The organism is Streptomyces sp. NPDC029292 (assembly GCF_055569295.1).
In genome coordinates, this window is record NZ_JBVHXR010000002.1 from 205,549 (window position 1) to 224,331 (window position 18,783).

An 18,783-nucleotide genomic window follows, 5' to 3' on the forward strand; every position below is an offset into this window, starting at 1 on the left:
TGCGATACAGGCCTCTGCCCTCCCCCCCTTTCCCCGATACATGTTCCGCGCCTCCCCCCCCCCCCCCCCCCCCCCCCCCCCCCCCCCCCCCCCCCACTCTCTCTCCGCCGGGCATCGGCCGGACGCCCACCGGACGTCACCAGTAGACGACGACCTTGTCCCCCGTGCGGACCTGCGCGAACAGCGCCGCGATCTTCCCCTCGTCCCGTACGTTCACGCAGCCGTGCGAGGCGCCGTAGTAGCCGCGGGCCGCGAAGTCCGAGGAGTAGTGGACCGCCTGGCCGCCGCTGAAGAACATCGCGTACGGCATGGACGAGTGGTAGATCGTCGACACGTGGTAGCGCGACTTGAAGTAGACGCTGAACACACCTTCGCGGGTCGGCGTGTACTGCGAGCCGAACCGCACCTCCATCGTCGAGACCGTCTTCCCGTCGATCATCCAGCGCAGCGTGCGACTCGTCTTGCTGATGCACAGCACGCGGCCCGTCATACAGCGCGGGTCCGGCTGCGCGGCCGGCTGCCCGCCGTAGGGGTAGAGCTCCCACTGGGCCGGCTCGTGCGTCATCTGCTTCAGCCGCTGCCAGGTGACGGTGTCCAGCTCGCCGGTGCGCGGCAGCCCCCGCTTGCCCTGGAACCCCTTCACGGCGGTGGCCGTCTTGGCGTCGTACGTCCCTGTCGGGGCCTCGAAGAGCCAGGCGACCTGGTGCAGCCGGGCCTGCACCTCGCGGACGTCCGTGCCCTTGTCGCCGCCGGACCAGAGGACCTCGGGAGCCGGCTGCGGGGCCTTGGAGGGAGTGCCGCTCGGCTTGGCGTCCCCGGGAGTGGCCGTGGCGCTGCTCGTCGCGGGCGGCTGATGCCCCTTCGTGTCCACGGCGTGCGCCGTGCAGCCGCCGACCGCGACGAGCGCCACGACGGCGGCCAGCGATCTCCTGATACCTGTCGTGCGCATCCCGACCCCCCGTTGTGTTGTCGTGTCACCTGAGATGTTTCCCGCGCGTGCCCGGTTGCGAACGGCGCGCCATGGTGGGGAATGAAACTGTGAACAGGTCTGTGAGGAAGGTCCCAGCCCGGTCCTCTCCACCGGGCGCACGGCCGCCACTACAGTCCGTCGCGAAGGTCGGGTCCTACTAGTGAGTAGCTTCAGCGGGAGGCACAGCAATGGCGCGCGAATCCGAGTCCGGTCTGCCCATCGAACCGGTCTACGGGCCGGAGGCTCTGGAGGGCTGGGACCCAGCCGAGAAGCTGGGCGCGCCGGGCTCGTATCCCTTTACCCGTGGCGTGTACCCGTCGATGTACACCGGACGTCCGTGGACCATGCGCCAGTACGCCGGTTTCGGCACGGCCGTGGAGTCGAACGCCCGCTACAAGCAGCTGATCGCCAACGGCACGATGGGTCTGTCGGTCGCCTTCGACCTGCCCACGCAGATGGGCCACGACTCGGACGCGCCGATCGCGCACGGTGAGGTCGGCAAGGTGGGTGTGGCGATCGACTCGGTCGAGGACATGCGGATCCTGTTCGGCGGGATCCCCCTCGACAAGGTCTCCACGTCGATGACGATCAACGCGCCCGCCGCTCTCCTCCTGCTCATGTACCAGCTGGTCGGCGAGGAGCAGGGCGTGCCCGCCTCCCAGCTGACGGGCACGATCCAGAACGACGTGCTCAAGGAGTACATCGCGCGGGGCACGTACATCTTCCCGCCGAAGCCCTCCCTCCGGCTGATCGCGGACATCTTCAAGTACTGCAAGACCGAGATCCCGAAGTGGAACACGATCTCGATCTCCGGCTACCACATGGCCGAGGCGGGCGCCTCACCCGCGCAGGAGATCGCGTTCACGCTGGCGGACGGCATCGAGTACGTGCGTACGGCCGTGGCGGCCGGGATGGACGTGGACGACTTCGCCCCGCGCCTGTCCTTCTTCTTCGTCGCCCGGACCACGATCCTCGAGGAGGTCGCCAAGTTCCGTGCGGCCAGGCGTATTTGGGCCCGCGTGATGCGCGACGAGTTCGGGGCGAAGAATCCCAAGTCGCTGATGCTGCGCTTCCACACGCAGACGGCGGGCGTCCAGCTCACGGCCCAGCAGCCGGAGGTGAACCTGGTCCGCGTCGCTGTCCAGGGCCTGGGCGCGGTCCTCGGCGGCACGCAGTCCCTGCACACGAACTCCTTCGACGAGGCGATCGCGCTGCCGACGGACAAGAGCGCCCGCCTTGCTCTGCGTACGCAGCAGGTCCTCGCCTACGAGACGGACGTGACCGCCACGGTCGACCCCTTCGCGGGCTCGTACGTCATCGAGAAGATGACGGACGACGTGGAGGCGGCCACGGTCGAGCTGATGGCGAAGGTGGAGGACCTGGGCGGCGCGGTCAGCGCCATCGAACACGGCTTCCAGAAGGGCGAGATCGAGCGCTCCGCGTACCGCATCGCCCAGGAGACCGACTCCGGCGAACGGGTCGTGGTCGGCGTCAACCGCTTCCAGCTGGACGAGGAGGAGCCGTACGAGCCCCTCCGCGTGGATCCGGCGATCGAGGCCCAGCAGGCCGAGCGGCTGGCGAAGCTGCGGGCGGAGCGGGACCAGGAGGCGGTGGACGCGGCACTGGCCGACCTGAAGAAGGCGGCGGAGGGTACGGACAACGTCCTGTACCCGATGAAGGACGCCCTCCGCGCGCGGGCGACGGTGGGCGAGGTGTGCAATGCGCTGCGGGAGGTTTGGGGGACTTACGTGCCGGCGGATGCGTTCTGACCTGGGCGATTACCCCGATTGGGTGATCGGAGGCGGAATATGCCCGTTCCCGGTTACGCTCGTGGAGAGTGCTCCTGAAAGGAGGTTGCCGTGGCTGTGATAGAGCGCGAGACAACGATCGCTGAGGCCGCCGACCGTGTCTCCAGCTGGCTGCCCGGACACCGCGTGGAGGTCCTCAAGGGGAGCATTCTTGTGACATCACCGCCGGACGAGCCGCACCAGGGGACGGTGTTCGAGGCCGGTTACGAGATCCGGCGGGCAGGGGCGAAAGCGGCAGGGCTCAAGGTTCGCCCGGGCATCGGATTGTGGCTGCCAACAGGTTCAGCGGATTACGCGATCCCGGACTTGTCTGTGGTCGATGCCGATATCGCTGACGCACTGATCGAGAAGAACTGCTACGCGCCGCACGTATTCCGGCTGGTCCTGGAGGTGACCTCCTCCAACTGGGGAACCGACGTGCACGCAAAGGCTGAGATCTACGCCGAGACACGTATCCCGGTGTACGTCGTAGTGGATCGAAGGCATGAACAGGTTGTCGTGTACACCGATCCCGAGGGCGACAAGTACGGCACCGTCACGCCTTACAAGCGCGGCATGACCGTCCCGCTCCCCGAGTCCGTCGGCGTCTCCGTGGAACTGTCCGTCGACAACCTCCTCGACGGTGACGACTGACCGCGATGCGAAACCCGGAAGTGGAGTGTCGTACCCCCGTGCGACACTCCACTTCATGCTTGGTGTCATCGATCTCCCCACCTACCTCGCAGGACTCGTCCTGATCGTTCTGCTCCCCGGCCCGAACTCGCTCTATGTGCTGTCCGTCGCCGCCCGCCGAGGTGTTCGCGCCGGGTACACGGCCGCCGCAGGCGTCTGGTGTGGCGACACCGTGCTGATGACGCTGTCGGCGGCCGGAGTCGCCTCGCTGCTGCAGGCGAACGCGGTGCTGTTCGGGATCGTCAAGTACGCCGGCGCCGGATATCTGACGTGGCTGGCGTTCGGCATGCTGCGGGCCGCGTGGGCGATGTGGCGGACCCGGCGGGAGCGGGTCGCGGAGACCGTGGAGCCCGAGGCGGCCACCGAGGAGCGGCCCTACCAGCGCGCGCTGGTCATCAGTCTGTTCAACCCGAAGGCGATCCTGTTCTTCGTCGCCTTCTTCGTGCAGTTCGTGGACCCGGGCTATGCCTACCCGGCCCTCTCCTTCGTCGTCCTCGGCGCCTTCGCGCAGCTCGCGAGCTTCCTGTACCTCACCGCGCTGATCTTCAGCGGTACGAAGCTGGCGGCGGCCTTCCGCAGGCGCAAGCGCCTCTCCGCGGGGGCCACGACCGCCGCGGGTGCCCTCTTCCTCGGCTTCGCCGTGAAGCTCACGCTGGCCAGCGCCTAAGCGACGCCCACGCGGGCCGCGTACTCCGCCAGACCCTCCGTTGTCGCGCCCGCCCATCCCACGTAACCGTCCGGCCGGACGAGGAAGACCCCGGTCCCGTACGCCTCGTACGACGGAATCCGGACCGTGCGGACGGCGGCGGAGAGCGTCGGCAGGTCCGCGTCCGCGTCCGTGCCCGCGTCCGTGCCGACCGCCAGCAGTGTCCAGTGCGGCCCCTGGAACGCGTCGAAGAGGCGTACGCCGCCGCGGATGCCGTCCGGTGCGCGGTCGCCCGCGTGCAGCGCGTCCTCGGACAGGCCCGTGCGGGTCTCCACCGCGAGCGAGGTGCCCCGGTAGCCGAGGTCGAGCTGCTGCGTGGCCGCGCCCCGCCGCACCTCGCCCCGGTGGACCCGGGTGGACAGCCCGAGCATGTCGGCGGCGACGGGCAGCCGCTCCTCCTCGTAGGAGTCGAGGAGGGACTCGGGAGCCCCGCCCCGCAGCACCGCACCCAGCTTCCAACCCAGGTTGTAGGCGTCCTGGACGCTGGTGTTGAGGCCCTGCCCGCCCGCGGGCGAGTGGACGTGCGCGGCGTCACCGGCGAGGAAGACGCGGCCCGCGCGGAACCGGTCGGCCATCGCCGCCCGCGGCCGGAAGTCCGAGGCCCAGCGCACCTCGGTCACCTGGTCGGGGGAGAGGTGCGAGCGGGCGGCGACGACCTTGCGGATGCCGTCGAGGGAGAGGTCGGGCGTCGCGTCCTCGGGGAACTGGGCGACCAGTTGGAAGTCCGCCGTCCCCGCCAGCGGGCAGATCGCCAGGAAGCCCTCGCCGTCGGCGGGCGGGAAGACATGCCAGTTGTCGCGGTCGAGCCCGTTGATGCGGACGTCGGCCACCAGCGTCGGGTTCGGGTCCACCGTCTCGCCGGTCATGCCGATCTCCAGCGCGCGCCGCACGGCGCCGTGGCCTCCGTCGGCGGCGACGGCGTAGCGCGCGCGGACGGGCGCGCCGGAGGCGAACCGGGCCGTCACCCCGTCGGCGTCCTGCGCGACGGAGACCAGCTCCCGCCCGAACGCGACCTCGCCGCCCAGCTCATCGAGGTGCGCGAAGAGGATCTCCTGCGTACGCCACTGCGGCACCATCCACGGCGCGCGGTACGGCGAGGTCTCGCTCGCCTCCGTCTCGTCGAACATCCGGTGCTCGCCCTGGCGCTCCCCGTCGCGCCAGATCATCCCGACCGGGTACGGGCCGCCCGCCGCCCGGATCGCCTCGTGCACGCCGAGGTCGTCGAGGACCTCCAGGGTGCGGGGCTGCAGACCCTTGCCGCGCGAGCCCGGGAAGAGTTTGTCGGCCCGCTCCACGACGAGGGCGCGCACTCCGCGCCGGGCGAGGTCGACGGCGAGCGCGAGCCCGGTGGGACCGGCACCGACGACGAGGACATGAGTGTCGTACGCGTTGTCGTACACGTCCATGGACAGCTCCTTAACGCCGTTAAGCTCCAGGCTTTGGAGCCTGCCCTTAACGGCGTTAAACTGTCAAGCGTGGTGACGCAGAGATCCCCCAAGCTGGACAAGAAGCAGGTCATCGAGACCGCCCTGCGGCTGCTCAACGAGGTCGGCCTCGACGGCCTCACCCTGCGGGCCATCGCCAAGGAGCTGAACGTCCAGGCGCCCGCGCTCTACTGGCACTTCAAGAACAAGCAGGCCCTGCTCGACGAGATGGCCACGGAGATGTACCGCCGGATGGTCGCGGGTGTGGCCCTGGCCCCCGGCGCCACCTGGCAGGAGCGGCTCCTGAACGCCAATCGCGGGCTGCGCGCCGCCCTGCTCGGCTACCGCGACGGCGCCAAGGTCTTCAGCGGCTCCCGCTTCACCGGCACCGAACACGGGGTCGAGATGGAAGCGAACCTGCGCGCCCTCGTCGAGGCGGGCTTCCAGCTCCCCCAGGCCGTCCGCGCCTCCTCCACGGCCTACTTCTTCACCCTCGGCTTCGTCACCGAGGAACAGGGCGTCCAGCCGCTGCCGGGGGAGCGCCGCGAGGGCTACGACGTCGACGAACGCGCCGCGCGCATGGCGGACTTCCCCCTCGCCGCGGCCGCGGGCACCGAGATCTTCCAGGGGTACGACGAGGGTTTCGAGGAGGGGCTGCGGCTGGTGATCGCGGGGATCGCGGCGCGGTACGGGGTCCGCTGAGACCCTGCCGACGCGGCGCGGGGTGAAAGCGGGACGGCAGGGTCGGGTCGGCGTGGGTGAAGGTGAGACGGCCGGGTCGGGTCAGCGCGCCGCCGTGCGCCTACGGGTCAGCGCGACGTCGCCGCGCGCCTGGCCGAGCGGGCGCTGCGGATCGCCCGGGTGAGAACGGGCGGCAGCAGGTCGGCGGCGATACGGCGGGTGCGGCTGCGGCGGGCCGCGGGGCGGGAGTGCTGGGCGGCGGACGCGGACGGCTTCGCGGGCCGCTGCCCCGCGGGGGCCTCGGACCCGGCCCGGACCGCGGCGGTTTCGGGACTGTCCGTGTGGTGCCGGGAGGGCGGGAAGGCCGGGGCCTGCATGCCGTTGGACTTGAGGCGGATGATGCGGTGTCCGGCCGCGTGCTGGACGCTCAGGTGACAGTCCCCGCGCTCCCGCACCATGGCCAGCAGCTCCTGCTGGAAGGGCTCGGGATCGTCCCACGTGCCGTACAGCTTCTGCGTGCTCAGGCAGATCGGGTGCAGGCCCCTGTTGAGGACGGCCTCCCAGGCGGCTATGGAGACGCCGGGCGTGTGCTCCGAGCGGAAGTCGTCCAGGACGACGATGCCGCCGGGCAGCAGTGCGTCGTGGGCCGCTCCTATGTCCCCGTGCACGTGCTCGTACAGGTGCGAGGCGTCGATGTGGACGAACCGGCAGGAGCGGGGCTCGACTTCGGCCGGTACCAGCGAGCTGGGGCCCTGCAGCACGCGGGGGAGCTCGTCGTGGAACGAGAGGTAGTTCTCCTCGAAGGTCCGCCGGGTGAGCGCGCTGTACGACTTCGTCGACTCCGCCTGGTTGGCGCCGTCCGGTGCGTCGCCCTCGAAGAGGTCGCAGACGGTGTACCGCTCGTCCTCCCGGAGATGGCGGCCGAGGAAGATCGCGCTCTTGCCCATGTACACCCCGACTTCCAGCAGGTCGCCACGTATCTCCGTGGACTCCTGGCGGTCCAGGAACCAGTCGAAGAGCATCTGGTCGAGGACGGGGAACCAGCCGGGAACGTCGTCGAGCCGGCGGGGCGGTCGGATCGTGCCTTGTGCGGCGGTCATGAGGAGAGAGCACTCCCTTGTGCGGACGAGGCTGAGGCCCGGGCTCTGCGCGAGGCCGGCAGGCCCAGGAACCTATGAGAAGCCTATGGGGCGGTCAAGAAGTATGGAGCGCATGCCCGGAGGGAGAATTCCGAACCGGCGTCCGAAGTGAACGCCAGGCCAATTTCCGCTTTACTGGCGGCTATTACCGGGTGTCCGGCCGCGTCCCTTTAGTTGCGGCCGTAATCATCCTGCGCTTCTTTCGGCCACCCCCGCGCGTCTCGATATCCGGGCGCCCGCGGTTTGTGTCAGTGCCATGTGCAGGCAGGCCGCTTGCGCCGCACCCGGGAGATGCGGAATGGACACCTCACTTTCCCTCTTGCGTCCCGCTGGATTCACTCGACGCTGACCGGTGGTCCCCAGTCGCCACTGATGCTGTGCATGCCAAGATCTCCCCGCCGCTCCAGCGACAGCTGTGACAGGAGCGGCTCGGAAATCCCGCAGGACGGAACCCCCGTCCGCGGCGGAAAAGGGGGCACGTGTGAGCAAGACGAAGATCCGTACGGCTCTGGCGGCCGGTGCGGCGGTGGCCGCCAGCCTCTCGCTCGGTTCAACTCAGGCTTCCGCGACGGCGCTCGACTACTTCACCTGGGTCAACAGCAAGAGCAACACCTGTATGTCCACCTACGCCGCCGGCACCGCGAACAGCACCAAGCTCGTCATCTACACCTGCAACGGTGCGTCGGAGCAGTACTGGATCTGATCCACCGCGGCCAGCGGCCAGCGGTAAGCCAGTAAGAGCCAAGCAGTAAGCGGCCCGGGGCCCCGCCCCGGGCCGCCCCGTCACGGTGTGGGCCGCACCGCCAGCGCCCGCTTCAGCCGCGGCCCGAAAGGCCTCTCCACGAAACGGTGGATCAGCCAGGACACGGCCAGCAGGCTCAACACCGTGAGCGTGAGCGTCAGATACGGGTGCAGCCCGAGATCCCGGTGCAGTACCCGGATGACGACCCAGCCCAGATGCTCGTGCACCAGATAGAAGGGGTACGTCAGCGCCCCCGCCACCGTCAGCCAGCGCCAGTTCGCCCCGCGTGCCCAGCCCAGCGCGACGGCCGCCACGGCGGCGAAGGCGAGCGTGACGATCAGCTGGATCACGTACGGATCGCGCTGGAGGCCGCCGTGCGCGCCGGGGTGCCACAGCCCCACCGTCGAGAAGCGCTGCCCCAGCAGCCAGGACACGCCCACGATGCCCCAGAGCAGCAGGTCGCTCCCGTAACGGTGGATCAGATAGAGCGCCAGGCCGCCGATGAAGAAGGGCGAGTCGTCGGGCATGACCAGCTCGTCCGTCAGTGGAGTGTCGGCGACCCGGGCGACGGCACAGGCGAGCGTCCACAGGCAGCAGAACAGCACCACGCGCCGGTAGGTGACGCCCCGCCGGACCACGAGCAGCGCGAACAGCGCGTAGAAGCGCACCTCCACCCAGAGCGTCCAGCACACCCCGAGGACCCGAGGCACCCCCGTCGGCTGCTGGAGCATCGTCAGATTGACCAGGAACTCGTCGGGCCTCGGCGGACGCAGGACGTCCGGCAGCACCAGCGCCGCCGCGGTGACCAGGAGCAGCGCGGCCCAGTACGCCGGGTAGAGCCGGGCCACCCGGGAGCGGAAGAAGTCGCCCAGGGTCCGCCCCCAGCTGCTCATGCAGATCACGAAGCCGCTGATGACGAAGAAGAACTGTACGCCGAGGCAGCCGTAGACCGCCGCCCGCGACAGGCTCGGGAAGAGCAGGCCGGGGGACTGGTGCCAGGAGGCGGCGACCGTCCCGCCCCTCCCGGCGAAGTGGTAGAGGCAGACCATCAGGGCGGCCAGCAGGCGCAGGCCGTCCAGTGAGCGCAGCCGGTCCTCCCGTGCGTGCGGGGCGGGGACGGGGCGAGCGGAGGGCATCTCGGGGGTCGGGGGGTACGGGGGCGGCGCGAGGGTCGGACGTGCCGGTGCCATGGTCCGGTCGGACGCGTTCATGCCCGGACTTTCTCAGGGGCGGACCACGCGACGGAGCGCCGACGCTCCATGAGCGTGCGCCGTGCCCCGGACGTCACACGCGTGGCACAGCGCGTTGATCCGATTCACAGGGAGCCACTCGTTGACGATCCAACCATTCTCCGTACGGACGCGATGAGTTCACCCGTCCGTCGTTTTGGATTCCTACTTTCCTCATCAACCCCCCATGCACCAGTAAACGCAGCACATGCAGCGGTAAACACACAGCATGCAGCGGTAAACGCGGATTTGGCTTGGTAAAAACCGGGAGTGCCATGACGACGGTCCAGAACAAACAGGCGCGTGCGCGAGGAGGGGAGCTGGACGACTGCCTGCGCGCCTGCGCGGTGCACAGCGGAAAGCTGGTGGGCAGCCTCGACCGTCGGCGGACGGCACTGGCCGAGCAGCTGCGGCAGTTGCTCGCCGTATGGGGGATGACCCCGACCGCCGCCCCGACCGCACCGGCCGGTGGCGCCACGGCACTGCTCAAGCGGGCCGTCAAGGGCGTGGCCGCACCCTCCGGCGGGCTCGACGGCGATGTGCTGGACGCCCTGCTGGCCGTCGCCAACAAGGCGCTGGAATGCGGCTACGACGACGAGCTGAACCTGGCGCTGGTGATCAGCGACACCGTCATGGCCCAGCGCAAGAACTCCCGCGCGGGCTGGCGGCTGCGCGCCCGGCTCCTGGAGGCCCTCGGCGACGAGGCCGCCTCCGTCGAGGCGTACGAGCGCTATCTCGCGCTCACCGACGACGACGGATTCGGCGTGGCCGCCAAGATCGCGGGCCTGCGGGCCGCGGCGGAGCGGGAGCAGGAACTGCTGCGTGTGCTGCGCCGCCAGTGCCCGGCGGCCGAGGACTTCGCCCGGGGTCCCGCCACCGACGTGTGGGCCGAGGGGCTGGACCGGCACGCCCGCGGCGACTGGGCCTCGGCCGAGCCGCGGCTGATCGGCGCGCTGCTCGCGCTGGCCGGCGAGAACGCTCCCGTGGCCGACCGGCAGGAACTCCTCAGCCAGTACCTGGACCTGCGCCTCGGTTTCGCCGGCGCCGACGCCGCCAGGCTGGCCGAACTCGTCGACCTCGCCGGGCTCTACGCCGAGCAGCGCCGGATCCGGATGCGGGGACCGGTCGCCGACCCCACCTTCGGCGGCGTGAACTGGATCAGCCTCGGCGAGTTCCGCAACCAGATCGCGGGCAAGTCGATCTGCCTGATCGCCAACTCGGGCCGGGTCGGCCGCAGTTCGCTGGGTGCCGAGATCGACGCGTACGACCTCGTGGTGCGCTTCAACTCGTACAAGATCGACCCGAAGCACACCGGCACGCGCACCGACATCCACGTCAGCATCCACAAGCACGGGTTCAACTGGGAGAAGCCGGTGACGACCCGGCTCGTCTTCGGCGGTGTGTCGGGGGACTGGAAGTACTCGCTGCGCAACCGTCTGGTGCCCGGCGCCCAGCAGTACCTCGGTGACGAGTCGCTGCGCTGGCCCGTGCGGAACATCGGCAAGCTCGGCGCCGACGCCTGGTCCGCCATCCCTACCAGCGGCTTCAACATGCTGTGGCTGCTGGACTTCCTGGACGTCAGCCCGACCCTCGACCTGATCGGCTTCGACTTCTACGAGAGCGGTGCCTACCGCATCCAGGAAGCGATGAAGATGCCGATCACGTCCGTGCACGAGTACACGAGTGAGAAGGACTGGGTCATGGAACGGGCTCAGCATGTGACCGACATGAGGATATCCCTGCGATGACCGTGACCCCCCTGACCGGAGCCCTCGACCAGGCCCCGGCCGCCGCCTCGGCGCACGCGCTCACCGGCAAGCGGCGGGTCGCGTTCGCCAGCTTCGTCGACGAGAACTACCTGCCCGGCTTCCTCGCCCTGCTGCGCAGCCTCGCCCTGTCCAACCCGGACGTCTGCGAGGACTTCATCGTCCTGCACGACGACCTGCGCCCCGGCTCCATCGCCCGCATCCGCGCCCTGCACCCGCGCATCGTGCTGCGCCGCGTCGACGCCGAGCACTACGAGTCGTACGCCAAGGGTGACCAGGACAACTACCTGGTCCGCAAGGCGTACTTCATCCTCGACGTGTTCCGCGTCCGCGACTACGACACGATCATCACCCTCGACACCGACATGGTCGTCCTCGACGGCCTCGGTGAACTGCTGAAGCTGCGCGAGGGGCTGGCCGCCGTTCCGCAGTTCTTCTACGGGCAGCACAAGCTCAACTCGGGGCTGCTGGTCATCCAGCGCGAGTACCTCAGCGACGCGTTCTGCGCGAAGATCGACGCCGTCGGACGCAGCGGCGACTACGAGCTCGACAAGCACGACCAGGGCATCCTCAACTCCGTCCTGGACGGTGGCTTCGTCCGCCTCGACCCCCGCTACAACTTCGTCAAGCGGCGCCTGTCCGGAGACCTCCCGGTGCCCGACGACACCGCGATCCTGCACTTCACCGGGCGGCACAAGCCCTGGCAGGGCGGCGAGGCCGGCTACACCCTGGCGGAGGACCGCTGGCGCGAGTTCGAGCTGTCCGACGCCGACTTCCACGCCGCGTACCTGGGGCTTTCCGGGTCCCTCCACCACGACCTGCTGGTGCACTACGGCACCCCGCACGTGCGGCGCACCGGCGACCTGGACAGCGCCCGCCGGGTCGCGCTGGCCCACATCGGGGCGGGCGAGTACCAGGAAGCCGCCGAACTGCTGGGCAGCGTCCGCATCCCCGCCGACGAGGCCTGGCCGCACGAGGTGCTGGGCCACGCCCTGATGAGCGTCTCCCGCTACGACGAGGCCAAGGCGCAGCTGCTGCTCGCCACCGCCGCCCCCAACCGGGCCGCGACCGCCTACGCGCGGCTCGCCCAGATCGCCTGGGTGCACGGTGACAACGCCGCCGCCCAGCGGTACGCGACGGCCGGTCTCACGGTCGACCCCACGCACCGCGCGAGCAGGCTGTGGGCGCAGCGCGCCATCGGTGTGCCCACCCAGGAGAAGGGCGTCCCGGAGGACCAGCTCGCCCATGTCGCCTTCTACATGGACCGGCAGGGCAACGCGGGCGACAAGCTGCTGCCCGAGACCGTACGCCTGGCCTTCGGCCCCGACACCACCACGCGGCGCTGGCACTCGGTGCACGCCCACCGCCTGTTCGACGAGGCCGCCCTGGAGCGGGTCAACTCCCGGCGCGGCCTGGTCATCGGCGGCGGCGGACTGTTCATCCCGGACACCATGCCCAACGGCAACAGCGCCTGGCAGTGGAACGTCCCGGACGACGCGCTGCGCCGCGTCGACGTGCCGATCATGGTCTTCGCGGTGGGCTTCAACGCCTTCGACGGACAGTCCTACCGGCAGGAGCGGTTCAACTCCAGCTTGCGGCTGCTGGTGGAGAAGTCCGCCTTCTTCGGGCTGCGCAACCACGGCTCCATCGAGAAGGTCCGTGCGCTGCTGCCCGCCGAACTCCACGACAAGGTGCGCTTCCAGCCCTGCCCGACCACGGTCATGCGTCAGCTGGTGGCGGGCTGGACCGACCCCTCGTACCGCGAGGACACGGTCCTGCTGAACGCCGCCTACGACCGGGCCGGGCTGCGCTTCGGGCACGACTACGGGCACTTCCTGGCCGAGATCGCGGAGGCGGTCCGCGGGATCGGCGACCACACCGAGGTCAAGTGCGTGGCGCACTCGCTCGACGACGAGCGGATCGCCTTCGACCTGCGGCGCGAGCACGGCATCTCGCTGCCGGTGATCCCGATGTACGACTTCGACAACGACGCGATCCGGGAGACCTACGCCAAGACCCGGCTGGTCATCGGGATGCGCGGGCACGCCGGCATGATCCCGTTCGGAGTCGGCACGCCGATCATCAGCCTGATCTCGCACCCGAAGATGGCGTACTTCCTGTCCGACATCGACCGCCCGGAGTGGGGTGTCTCCGTGCACGAGAAGAACCTCGGTGCGGTGCTCACCGAACGGGCGCTGGGGATCCTGGACAACCACGCGACGACCGTCGCCGACGTCCACGACCGGCAGCAGCTGCTGTGGAAGGCCACGCAGGAGAACGCCGGACACATCGCGACGATCCTGAAGCGATAGCGATAGCGGCAGCGGCAGAGATGGCGGAACGGGCGTGGGGACCGGCTCGTAGTGAACCGGCCCCCACGCCCGTACGGTGCGGATGTATCCGCGACGCGCTCAGCGGCGCACGACCCGCCGCAGGTTGCGCGCACGGCGTGCGACGCGGCGGACCGTCGCGTTGCGCGGCAGGAAGGACAGCTGGGCGGGAACCGCGCCGGGCAGAGCCAGGGAGGTGAGCCGCTTGCGCTTGAAGTACCGCCAGGTGGCGTTGTTCAGATGCTCCGTCAGATACCGCTCGGCGTCGGGACGCAGGCCCGGCAGGATCTTCGGCTGCATCGCGAAACCGACGGCCCGTACGAGACCGGTGAGGGCCTCCGTGTCCATACTGCCCCGCTGCTCGGTGACCGCCGCGCGGTCCGTCAGCTCGGGCAGCAGCGCGTCGACGATCGTGACCGGGACGCGGTTGCTGTTCTCGAACGGCGACAGACGGTCCAGCAGGGAGTCCGTGCCGACGCGGGCGACCGGCAGGCCGTACAGCGCGGACGCGGTGAGCAGCGCCGTGGAGAAGCAGCCGACGACCAGCGCGGGACGCATCCGCTGGTACAGCACCTCGGCGAGGACGGGCGTGTCGAGCACCGTCAGTTCGACGTCGAGCTTCTCGGCCTCCTGCTCCAGGATGCGCGACCAGCGCGCCGGGGCCGTGGGGTGCGGCTTGAACACGACCCGGGTGTGGCCGAGTTCGACGGCGCCCTTCAGCATCCGTACATGGAGGTTCTCCTCCTGCTCGGCGGTGAGGATGCCGAGCGCGGAGAGGTACTGGCCGAGGAGGAGGGCCGGTTCGTCGATGGCCGGCAACGCGTCACCGGTGTCCACGAGTTCGGCGAGCACCTTCGCGAACGCGTCCGTCGGCACGACCTCCGACGGCACGCCGAACTCGGTGAGCAGCAGGGGCTTCAGGCCCGGCACCAGGTCCAGGTGGAGCAGCCGGACCACGCGCGTGCCGACCAGCTGGTCGATCTTGTTGCGGGTGGGGCCGTAGCTCATCAGGCCGTCCGCGTAGACGGTGACGGGCGTGCCGGTGAAGATCTGCGCGACGCCGAGCGCCGGATTGACCTGGATCGACTCGACGGCCAGCTCGATGTCGTCGTCGCCGAGGTTCCAGGCGAGCCGCAGATGCCGCTCCCACATCGGCACGTCATCGAGCCGGGGAGCCCAACCCCCTGGATGGAAAGGGGAGATGGTCTCGTTCCACGACACCACGTCGTCGAAGCGGCCGTGCAGCTGCTCGAACCCGGGCATCTCGTCCACGGCGGGCGTCGTCTCGGGTGTCGCCGCGTTGTTGGAGACGAGCAGGATGCGCCGGTCCGCGGGACCGAAGCAGTCGGAGTCCAGGGCCGCGGCGAGCGTGGCGGTGCCGTACAGCGTGGACGCCATGAAGATCTGGGTGGTCACGCCGCCACCCCCGCGGCCGCGCCGGCGGGACGGCGGCGCAGCCGGCGCAGCCGCGTGGCCCGCTCGAGGTCCATCGAGTCGAGGGCCTCGTCGAGCACGTCCTGCGGCATGCGCTGCAATGCCCCGGCGCTCATGGACTTCAGTTTCCGCGCCACGGGTGGCTCGAACCTTTCGATGGATCCCAGGTGGTGGGAAATAATCGCGCAATAGGTGCGCACGGCTTTGGGCAGCAGCTTTGACGCATCGGGGTCCGCGGCGGTTTCCTTTATCACCTGATCGAACGCACGAATGAAATCGAGCTGTCGTACGTCCCCGATCTGGGTCAGCGAGGAGGCCACGCCACGCCGGTAGAACACGCCGAGGAGCCCCACCGTGGCGAAGGATTCCGCCTCCCGGTGCAGCTTCCAGATCCACGGCCGGTCCTCGGCCGTACGCAGTCCGTCGGTGAAGTGCAGCAGCCCGCGGTCGACCAGCCGGCGATGGTAGATGCCCGCCCAGGCGTACGCGTAGTCGACGGAGGTGGACCGGTCGGCGGGCAGGATCGCGTCGCGCGGACGCATCACTACGCCGCGCAGGCCGTGCGGTACGCGGTGGACGGTGCGGGCGCGCGCGGTGCACTGGACATGGTCCGTACGGACGAAGTCGCAGCCCAGGTCCTCGATGGAGGCGAGGAGTTGCTCGTAATAGCCGGGGGCGATCCAGTCGTCCCCGTCGAGGAACGTGAGGTATTCGCCGCGCGCCGCGTCGATGCCCGTGTTGCGCGCGGTCGCCAGCCCTCCGTTCTTCTCGTGTCTGACGAGCACGGCGCCCGGGAGCTCGCGCTCCGCGCGCGCGAGAATGTCCGGTGTCCCGTCGGTCGAGCAGTCGTCGACGAGAATGAATTCGAAGTCGGCGCGCGCGTTCGCGCGCAGACTCCTCAGGGCGTCGGGTGCATATTGCTGCACGTTGTAGAACGGCACGATGATGGAGAGCTTGACCACCCACGTGACGTTAGGCGGCGGCCCGGCATTCGTCTTGACCGTTGGTGAGATGTCAGGTGAACGAGGCGTGGCGGAACCGTGAACCCAGCTGATTTCTATGCCGATCGCGGCCCGATTCGCCATTCGTCGATGTGCTGTTAACCGTTTGTTGTATTCGGGTTGGGCCGCAACTCGAAATGGGTTCCTAGCGTCTTCGGTGTGCCAGCAAGTACCACGAAGTCCCTGCGGGTAGCCGTCCTCGCGGATTCCGATACTCGGTGGAAATGGGGCTCGCTCACCGCGAACCGCATTTCCCCTCCTGAATCGGACATTCACCTCGAAGGATTCCTCCTGCGCGGCCGTGCCACCCCCACCGCCCGCCAGCTCGAAGAAGTCGGCGTCCGCGCGGATTCCCTCCGCGAGGTCACCGCCGTCGAGTTCCTGCGCCACATGGCGAAGGAGCAGTACGACGTACTGGTCCTCGCCCTGGTCGGCGGCGCCGTCCAGGCGATGCTGCACGGCCTGGCCCGCGCCTGGGACGGGCGGGCGAAGCGGCCCGTGGTCGTCACCGGCTATGTCGGCGTCGTCTACGAGAAGCTCGCCGACGGCCTGCTGCTGCGGCACGGCGCGGACCTCGTCCTCGCCAACTCCCGCCAGGACGCGGACCGTTTCCGGGCCGTGTACGAGGGGGTCGGCGCCGACGCCGGGTCGGTGACCGAGGTCGCGCTGCCGTTCCTCGGCGGGAAGCCGTACGGCGGGGGGAACGACCCGTACACGGTCGTCTTCGCCGCCCAGCCCTCCGTACCGGAGAGCCGCAAGGACCGTACGTACCTGCTGAACCGGCTGGTCCAGCACGCCCGTCTGCACCCGGACCGCGAGGTGCTGCTCAAGCTGCGCTCCAAGCCGGGCGAACACACCACGCACATCGAGGAGCTGCCCTACCAGAAGCTGGTGCAGAAGGCTGATCCGCCCGCCAATTTCCGCCTCGTGTACGGGCACATGGGCGATGTCCTGGACCGCACCGACCTGCTGGTCACCATCAGCTCCACGGCGGCCCTGGAGTCCCTGCACCGCCGCGTCCCCACCGTCGTCCTCACCGACCTCGGGGTGCGCGAGGCGCTCGGCAACCACCACTTCGTGGGCTCCGGATGCCTCGCCTCCTGGGACCAGCTCGACGCCGGACACCGGCCGACGCCCGACGCGGCGTGGGTGGCCCGGCAGGGCGTCGCCGCTGGGGGTCCCCCCTCTGGGGGAGGGTCGTACGAGACGGCCTTCGACGTGGCCCGGTTCCGCATCACCGAGCTGCTGGAAGCGCCCGGACTCCCGCCCCTCGCCCCCTACTACACGCCCGCCACCGCGCCCGGCTATCTGCCCGGCATCCTCGCCCGCCACCACCTCGGCCCGGACGGCAGCCCGCTGCCCGGCGCGCCCGCGGCGGACAAGGAGCCCAGCCCCGTACGGCAGATCGTGCGCCGGGCGGCCCGCGGCGCCTACCGCCACGGAGTGCAGCGCGTGGCGCCGGTGATCCGGCGGATGGGCGAGCTGTGAGCGCCCAGATCCCACGTGTCCCTCGTCAAGGAGAACAGCGAATGTCCAACTCGGAAGCGGGCCAAGCGGCGCCGGTGCGCCGTGTGCTCGCGGTGATCCCCGCGCGCGGCGGCTCCAAGGGCGTCCCCGCGAAGAACCTCGCCCCGGTCGGCGGTGTGCCGCTGGTGTCCCGCGCCGTGCGCGAGTGCCGCGCGTCCCGGCTCGTCACGGACGTCGTCGTCTCCACGGACGACACGACGATCGCCGCGGCCGCCCGCGAGGCCGGCGCCGAGGTCGTGCTGCGCCCCGCCGCCATCGCCGGCGACACCGCCACCTCCGAGGCCGCCGTCCTGCACGCCATGGACGCCCACGAGGCCCTGCACGGCGCGTCGGTCGACGTGGTGCTGCTGGTGCAGTGCACCAGCCCGTTCATCGTGCGGGAGGACATCGACGGGGTCGCGGCGGCGGTCGTCGAGAACGGCGCGGACACCGCCCTGACGGTGGCCCCGTTCCACGGGTTCATCTGGCGGGACGCGGCGGACGACCCCGGAGCCATCGACTCCACCCGCACCGCTCAGGTGAGCGAAGCGACATGGGGGTCCCCCCGGCCGGAGGCTGGGGGAGGCGGCACCAAGGTCGCCAACTCCACGGTCACGGACGGCGGCTACGGCGTCAACCACGACAAGTCCTTCCGCCCGCGCCGCCAGGACCGGCCCCAGGACCTCCTGGAGACCGGCGCCGCGTACGCCATGGACGCGGCGGGTCTGCGCGAGCACCAGCACCGGTTCTTCGGGCGTACGGAGCTTGTCCGGACCGACCCGGCCCGGGTGCTGGAGATCGACGACCCGCACGACCTCGCCCGTGCCCGGGCGCTCGCGCCGCTGTTCGACGCCTCGCGCCCGAACGCCCTTCCGACCGCCGATGACATCGACGCGGTCGTCCTCGACTTCGACGGCACCCAGACCGACGACAGGGTGCTGATCGACTCCGACGGACGGGAGTTCGTCTCCGTGCACCGCGGGGACGGCCTCGGTATCGCCGCCCTGCGCAAGAGCGGGCTGACGATGCTGATCCTGTCCTCGGAAAAGAACCCGGTCGTCGCCGCCCGCGCACGCAAGCTCCAGATGCCCGTGCTGCACGGTATCGACCGCAAAGACCTCGCACTGAAGCAGTGGTGCGAGGAGCAGGGCATCGCGCCTGAGCGCGTGCTCTACGTCGGCAACGACGTCAACGACCTCCCGTGCTTCGCCCTCGTGGGCTGGCCCGTGGCGGTCGCGAGCGCCCACGACGTCGTGCGCGGCGCCGCACGCGCGGTCACCACCGTCCCCGGTGGCGACGGCGCGATCCGAGAGATCGCCAGCTGGATCCTCGGCCCCTCTCTCGACTCCCTCAACAAGTAAGGAACGTCTCCACC

Annotated in this window: 15 protein-coding genes; 9 read left to right on the forward strand and 6 right to left on the reverse strand. The window is 69.9% G+C overall.

Annotated features, from left to right (window positions below):
• Window positions 1-136 precede the first annotated feature (136 nt).
• Window positions 137-949, reverse strand: coding sequence for a L,D-transpeptidase family protein (locus ACZ4WS_RS05770; protein ID WP_467977504.1), 813 nt, complete (start codon window positions 947-949; stop codon window positions 137-139).
• Between the two features lie 209 nt (window positions 950-1,158).
• Between ACZ4WS_RS05770 and ACZ4WS_RS05775 the strand changes: the two genes are divergently transcribed.
• The 3 genes from ACZ4WS_RS05775 (at window position 1,159) to leuE (ending at window position 4,117) form a co-directional block, all read left to right on the forward strand.
• Window positions 1,159-2,739: an acyl-CoA mutase large subunit family protein gene (locus ACZ4WS_RS05775; protein WP_467977506.1), complete on the forward strand. Its 1,581-nt coding sequence runs from the start codon at window positions 1,159-1,161 to the stop codon at window positions 2,737-2,739.
• Window positions 2,740-2,829: 90 nt separating this feature from the next.
• Window positions 2,830-3,411: a Uma2 family endonuclease gene (locus tag ACZ4WS_RS05780; protein WP_467977508.1), complete on the forward strand. Its 582-nt coding sequence runs from the start codon at window positions 2,830-2,832 to the stop codon at window positions 3,409-3,411.
• 55 nt (window positions 3,412-3,466) lie between these two features.
• Window positions 3,467-4,117 carry a leucine efflux protein LeuE gene (gene leuE / locus ACZ4WS_RS05785; RefSeq protein ID WP_467977510.1) on the forward strand — a complete coding sequence of 217 codons (651 nt, stop codon included), beginning with the start codon at window positions 3,467-3,469 and terminating at the stop codon, window positions 4,115-4,117.
• Here the strand turns inward: leuE and ACZ4WS_RS05790 are convergent.
• Entirely contained in the window at window positions 4,114-5,562 is a 1,449-nt protein-coding gene (locus ACZ4WS_RS05790; protein WP_467977511.1) for an FAD-dependent oxidoreductase, read from the reverse strand. The two genes, leuE and ACZ4WS_RS05790, sit on opposite strands and share 4 nt — an antisense overlap.
• 69 nt (window positions 5,563-5,631) lie before the next feature.
• On the opposite strand from ACZ4WS_RS05790, the gene ACZ4WS_RS05795 reads away from it, so the two are divergent.
• Window positions 5,632-6,282 carry a TetR/AcrR family transcriptional regulator C-terminal domain-containing protein gene (locus ACZ4WS_RS05795; protein WP_467977513.1) on the forward strand — a complete coding sequence of 217 codons (651 nt, stop codon included), beginning with the start codon at window positions 5,632-5,634 and terminating at the stop codon, window positions 6,280-6,282.
• A 107-nt stretch (window positions 6,283-6,389) separates the two neighbouring features.
• On the opposite strand, the gene ACZ4WS_RS05800 is transcribed toward ACZ4WS_RS05795, so the two are convergent.
• Window positions 6,390-7,361 carry a class I SAM-dependent methyltransferase gene (locus ACZ4WS_RS05800; protein ID WP_467977515.1) on the reverse strand — a complete coding sequence of 324 codons (972 nt, stop codon included), beginning with the start codon at window positions 7,359-7,361 and terminating at the stop codon, window positions 6,390-6,392.
• 520 nt (window positions 7,362-7,881) lie between these two features.
• Between ACZ4WS_RS05800 and ACZ4WS_RS05805 the strand changes: the two genes are divergently transcribed.
• Window positions 7,882-8,103 (forward strand): RICIN domain-containing protein, encoded by a 222-nt coding sequence (locus ACZ4WS_RS05805; RefSeq protein WP_467977517.1) that lies wholly within the window; start codon window positions 7,882-7,884, stop codon window positions 8,101-8,103.
• Between the two features lie 80 nt (window positions 8,104-8,183).
• On the opposite strand, the gene ACZ4WS_RS05810 is transcribed toward ACZ4WS_RS05805, so the two are convergent.
• Window positions 8,184-9,353 carry an acyltransferase family protein gene (locus ACZ4WS_RS05810; RefSeq protein ID WP_467977518.1) on the reverse strand — a complete coding sequence of 390 codons (1,170 nt, stop codon included), beginning with the start codon at window positions 9,351-9,353 and terminating at the stop codon, window positions 8,184-8,186.
• Window positions 9,354-9,646: 293 nt separating this feature from the next.
• Here ACZ4WS_RS05810 and ACZ4WS_RS05815 point away from each other — a divergent pair, with 293 nt between their 5' ends.
• Together ACZ4WS_RS05815 and ACZ4WS_RS05820 are read left to right on the forward strand one after the other, a co-directional pair.
• Entirely contained in the window at window positions 9,647-11,119 is a 1,473-nt protein-coding gene (locus tag ACZ4WS_RS05815) for a glycosyltransferase family 29 protein (protein WP_467977519.1), read from the forward strand.
• The gene (locus ACZ4WS_RS05820; protein ID WP_467977521.1) at window positions 11,116-13,449 is read left to right on the forward strand and encodes a glycosyltransferase; all 2,334 of its coding nucleotides are present in this window, start codon (window positions 11,116-11,118) and stop codon (window positions 13,447-13,449) included. Before ACZ4WS_RS05815 ends, ACZ4WS_RS05820 begins: the two co-directional genes overlap by 4 nt.
• A 99-nt stretch (window positions 13,450-13,548) precedes the next feature.
• On the opposite strand, the gene ACZ4WS_RS05825 is transcribed toward ACZ4WS_RS05820, so the two are convergent.
• A complete protein-coding gene (locus ACZ4WS_RS05825; RefSeq protein ID WP_467977522.1) occupies window positions 13,549-14,883 on the reverse strand; it encodes an alpha-2,8-polysialyltransferase family protein in 1,335 nt (444 codons plus the stop codon).
• A complete protein-coding gene (locus ACZ4WS_RS05830; RefSeq protein WP_467978311.1) occupies window positions 14,880-15,863 on the reverse strand; it encodes a glycosyltransferase family 2 protein in 984 nt (327 codons plus the stop codon). Before ACZ4WS_RS05830 ends, ACZ4WS_RS05825 begins: the two co-directional genes overlap by 4 nt.
• A 198-nt stretch (window positions 15,864-16,061) precedes the next feature.
• On the opposite strand from ACZ4WS_RS05830, the gene ACZ4WS_RS05835 reads away from it, so the two are divergent.
• Window positions 16,062-17,390, forward strand: a complete 1,329-nt coding sequence (locus tag ACZ4WS_RS05835) for a DUF6716 putative glycosyltransferase (protein WP_467977524.1) — start codon at window positions 16,062-16,064, stop codon at window positions 17,388-17,390.
• A 41-nt stretch (window positions 17,391-17,431) separates the two neighbouring features.
• Complete coding sequence (locus ACZ4WS_RS05840; RefSeq protein WP_467977526.1) at window positions 17,432-18,769, forward strand: cytidylyltransferase domain-containing protein; 1,338 nt, start codon at window positions 17,432-17,434, stop codon at window positions 18,767-18,769.
• Window positions 18,770-18,783 lie beyond the last annotated feature (14 nt).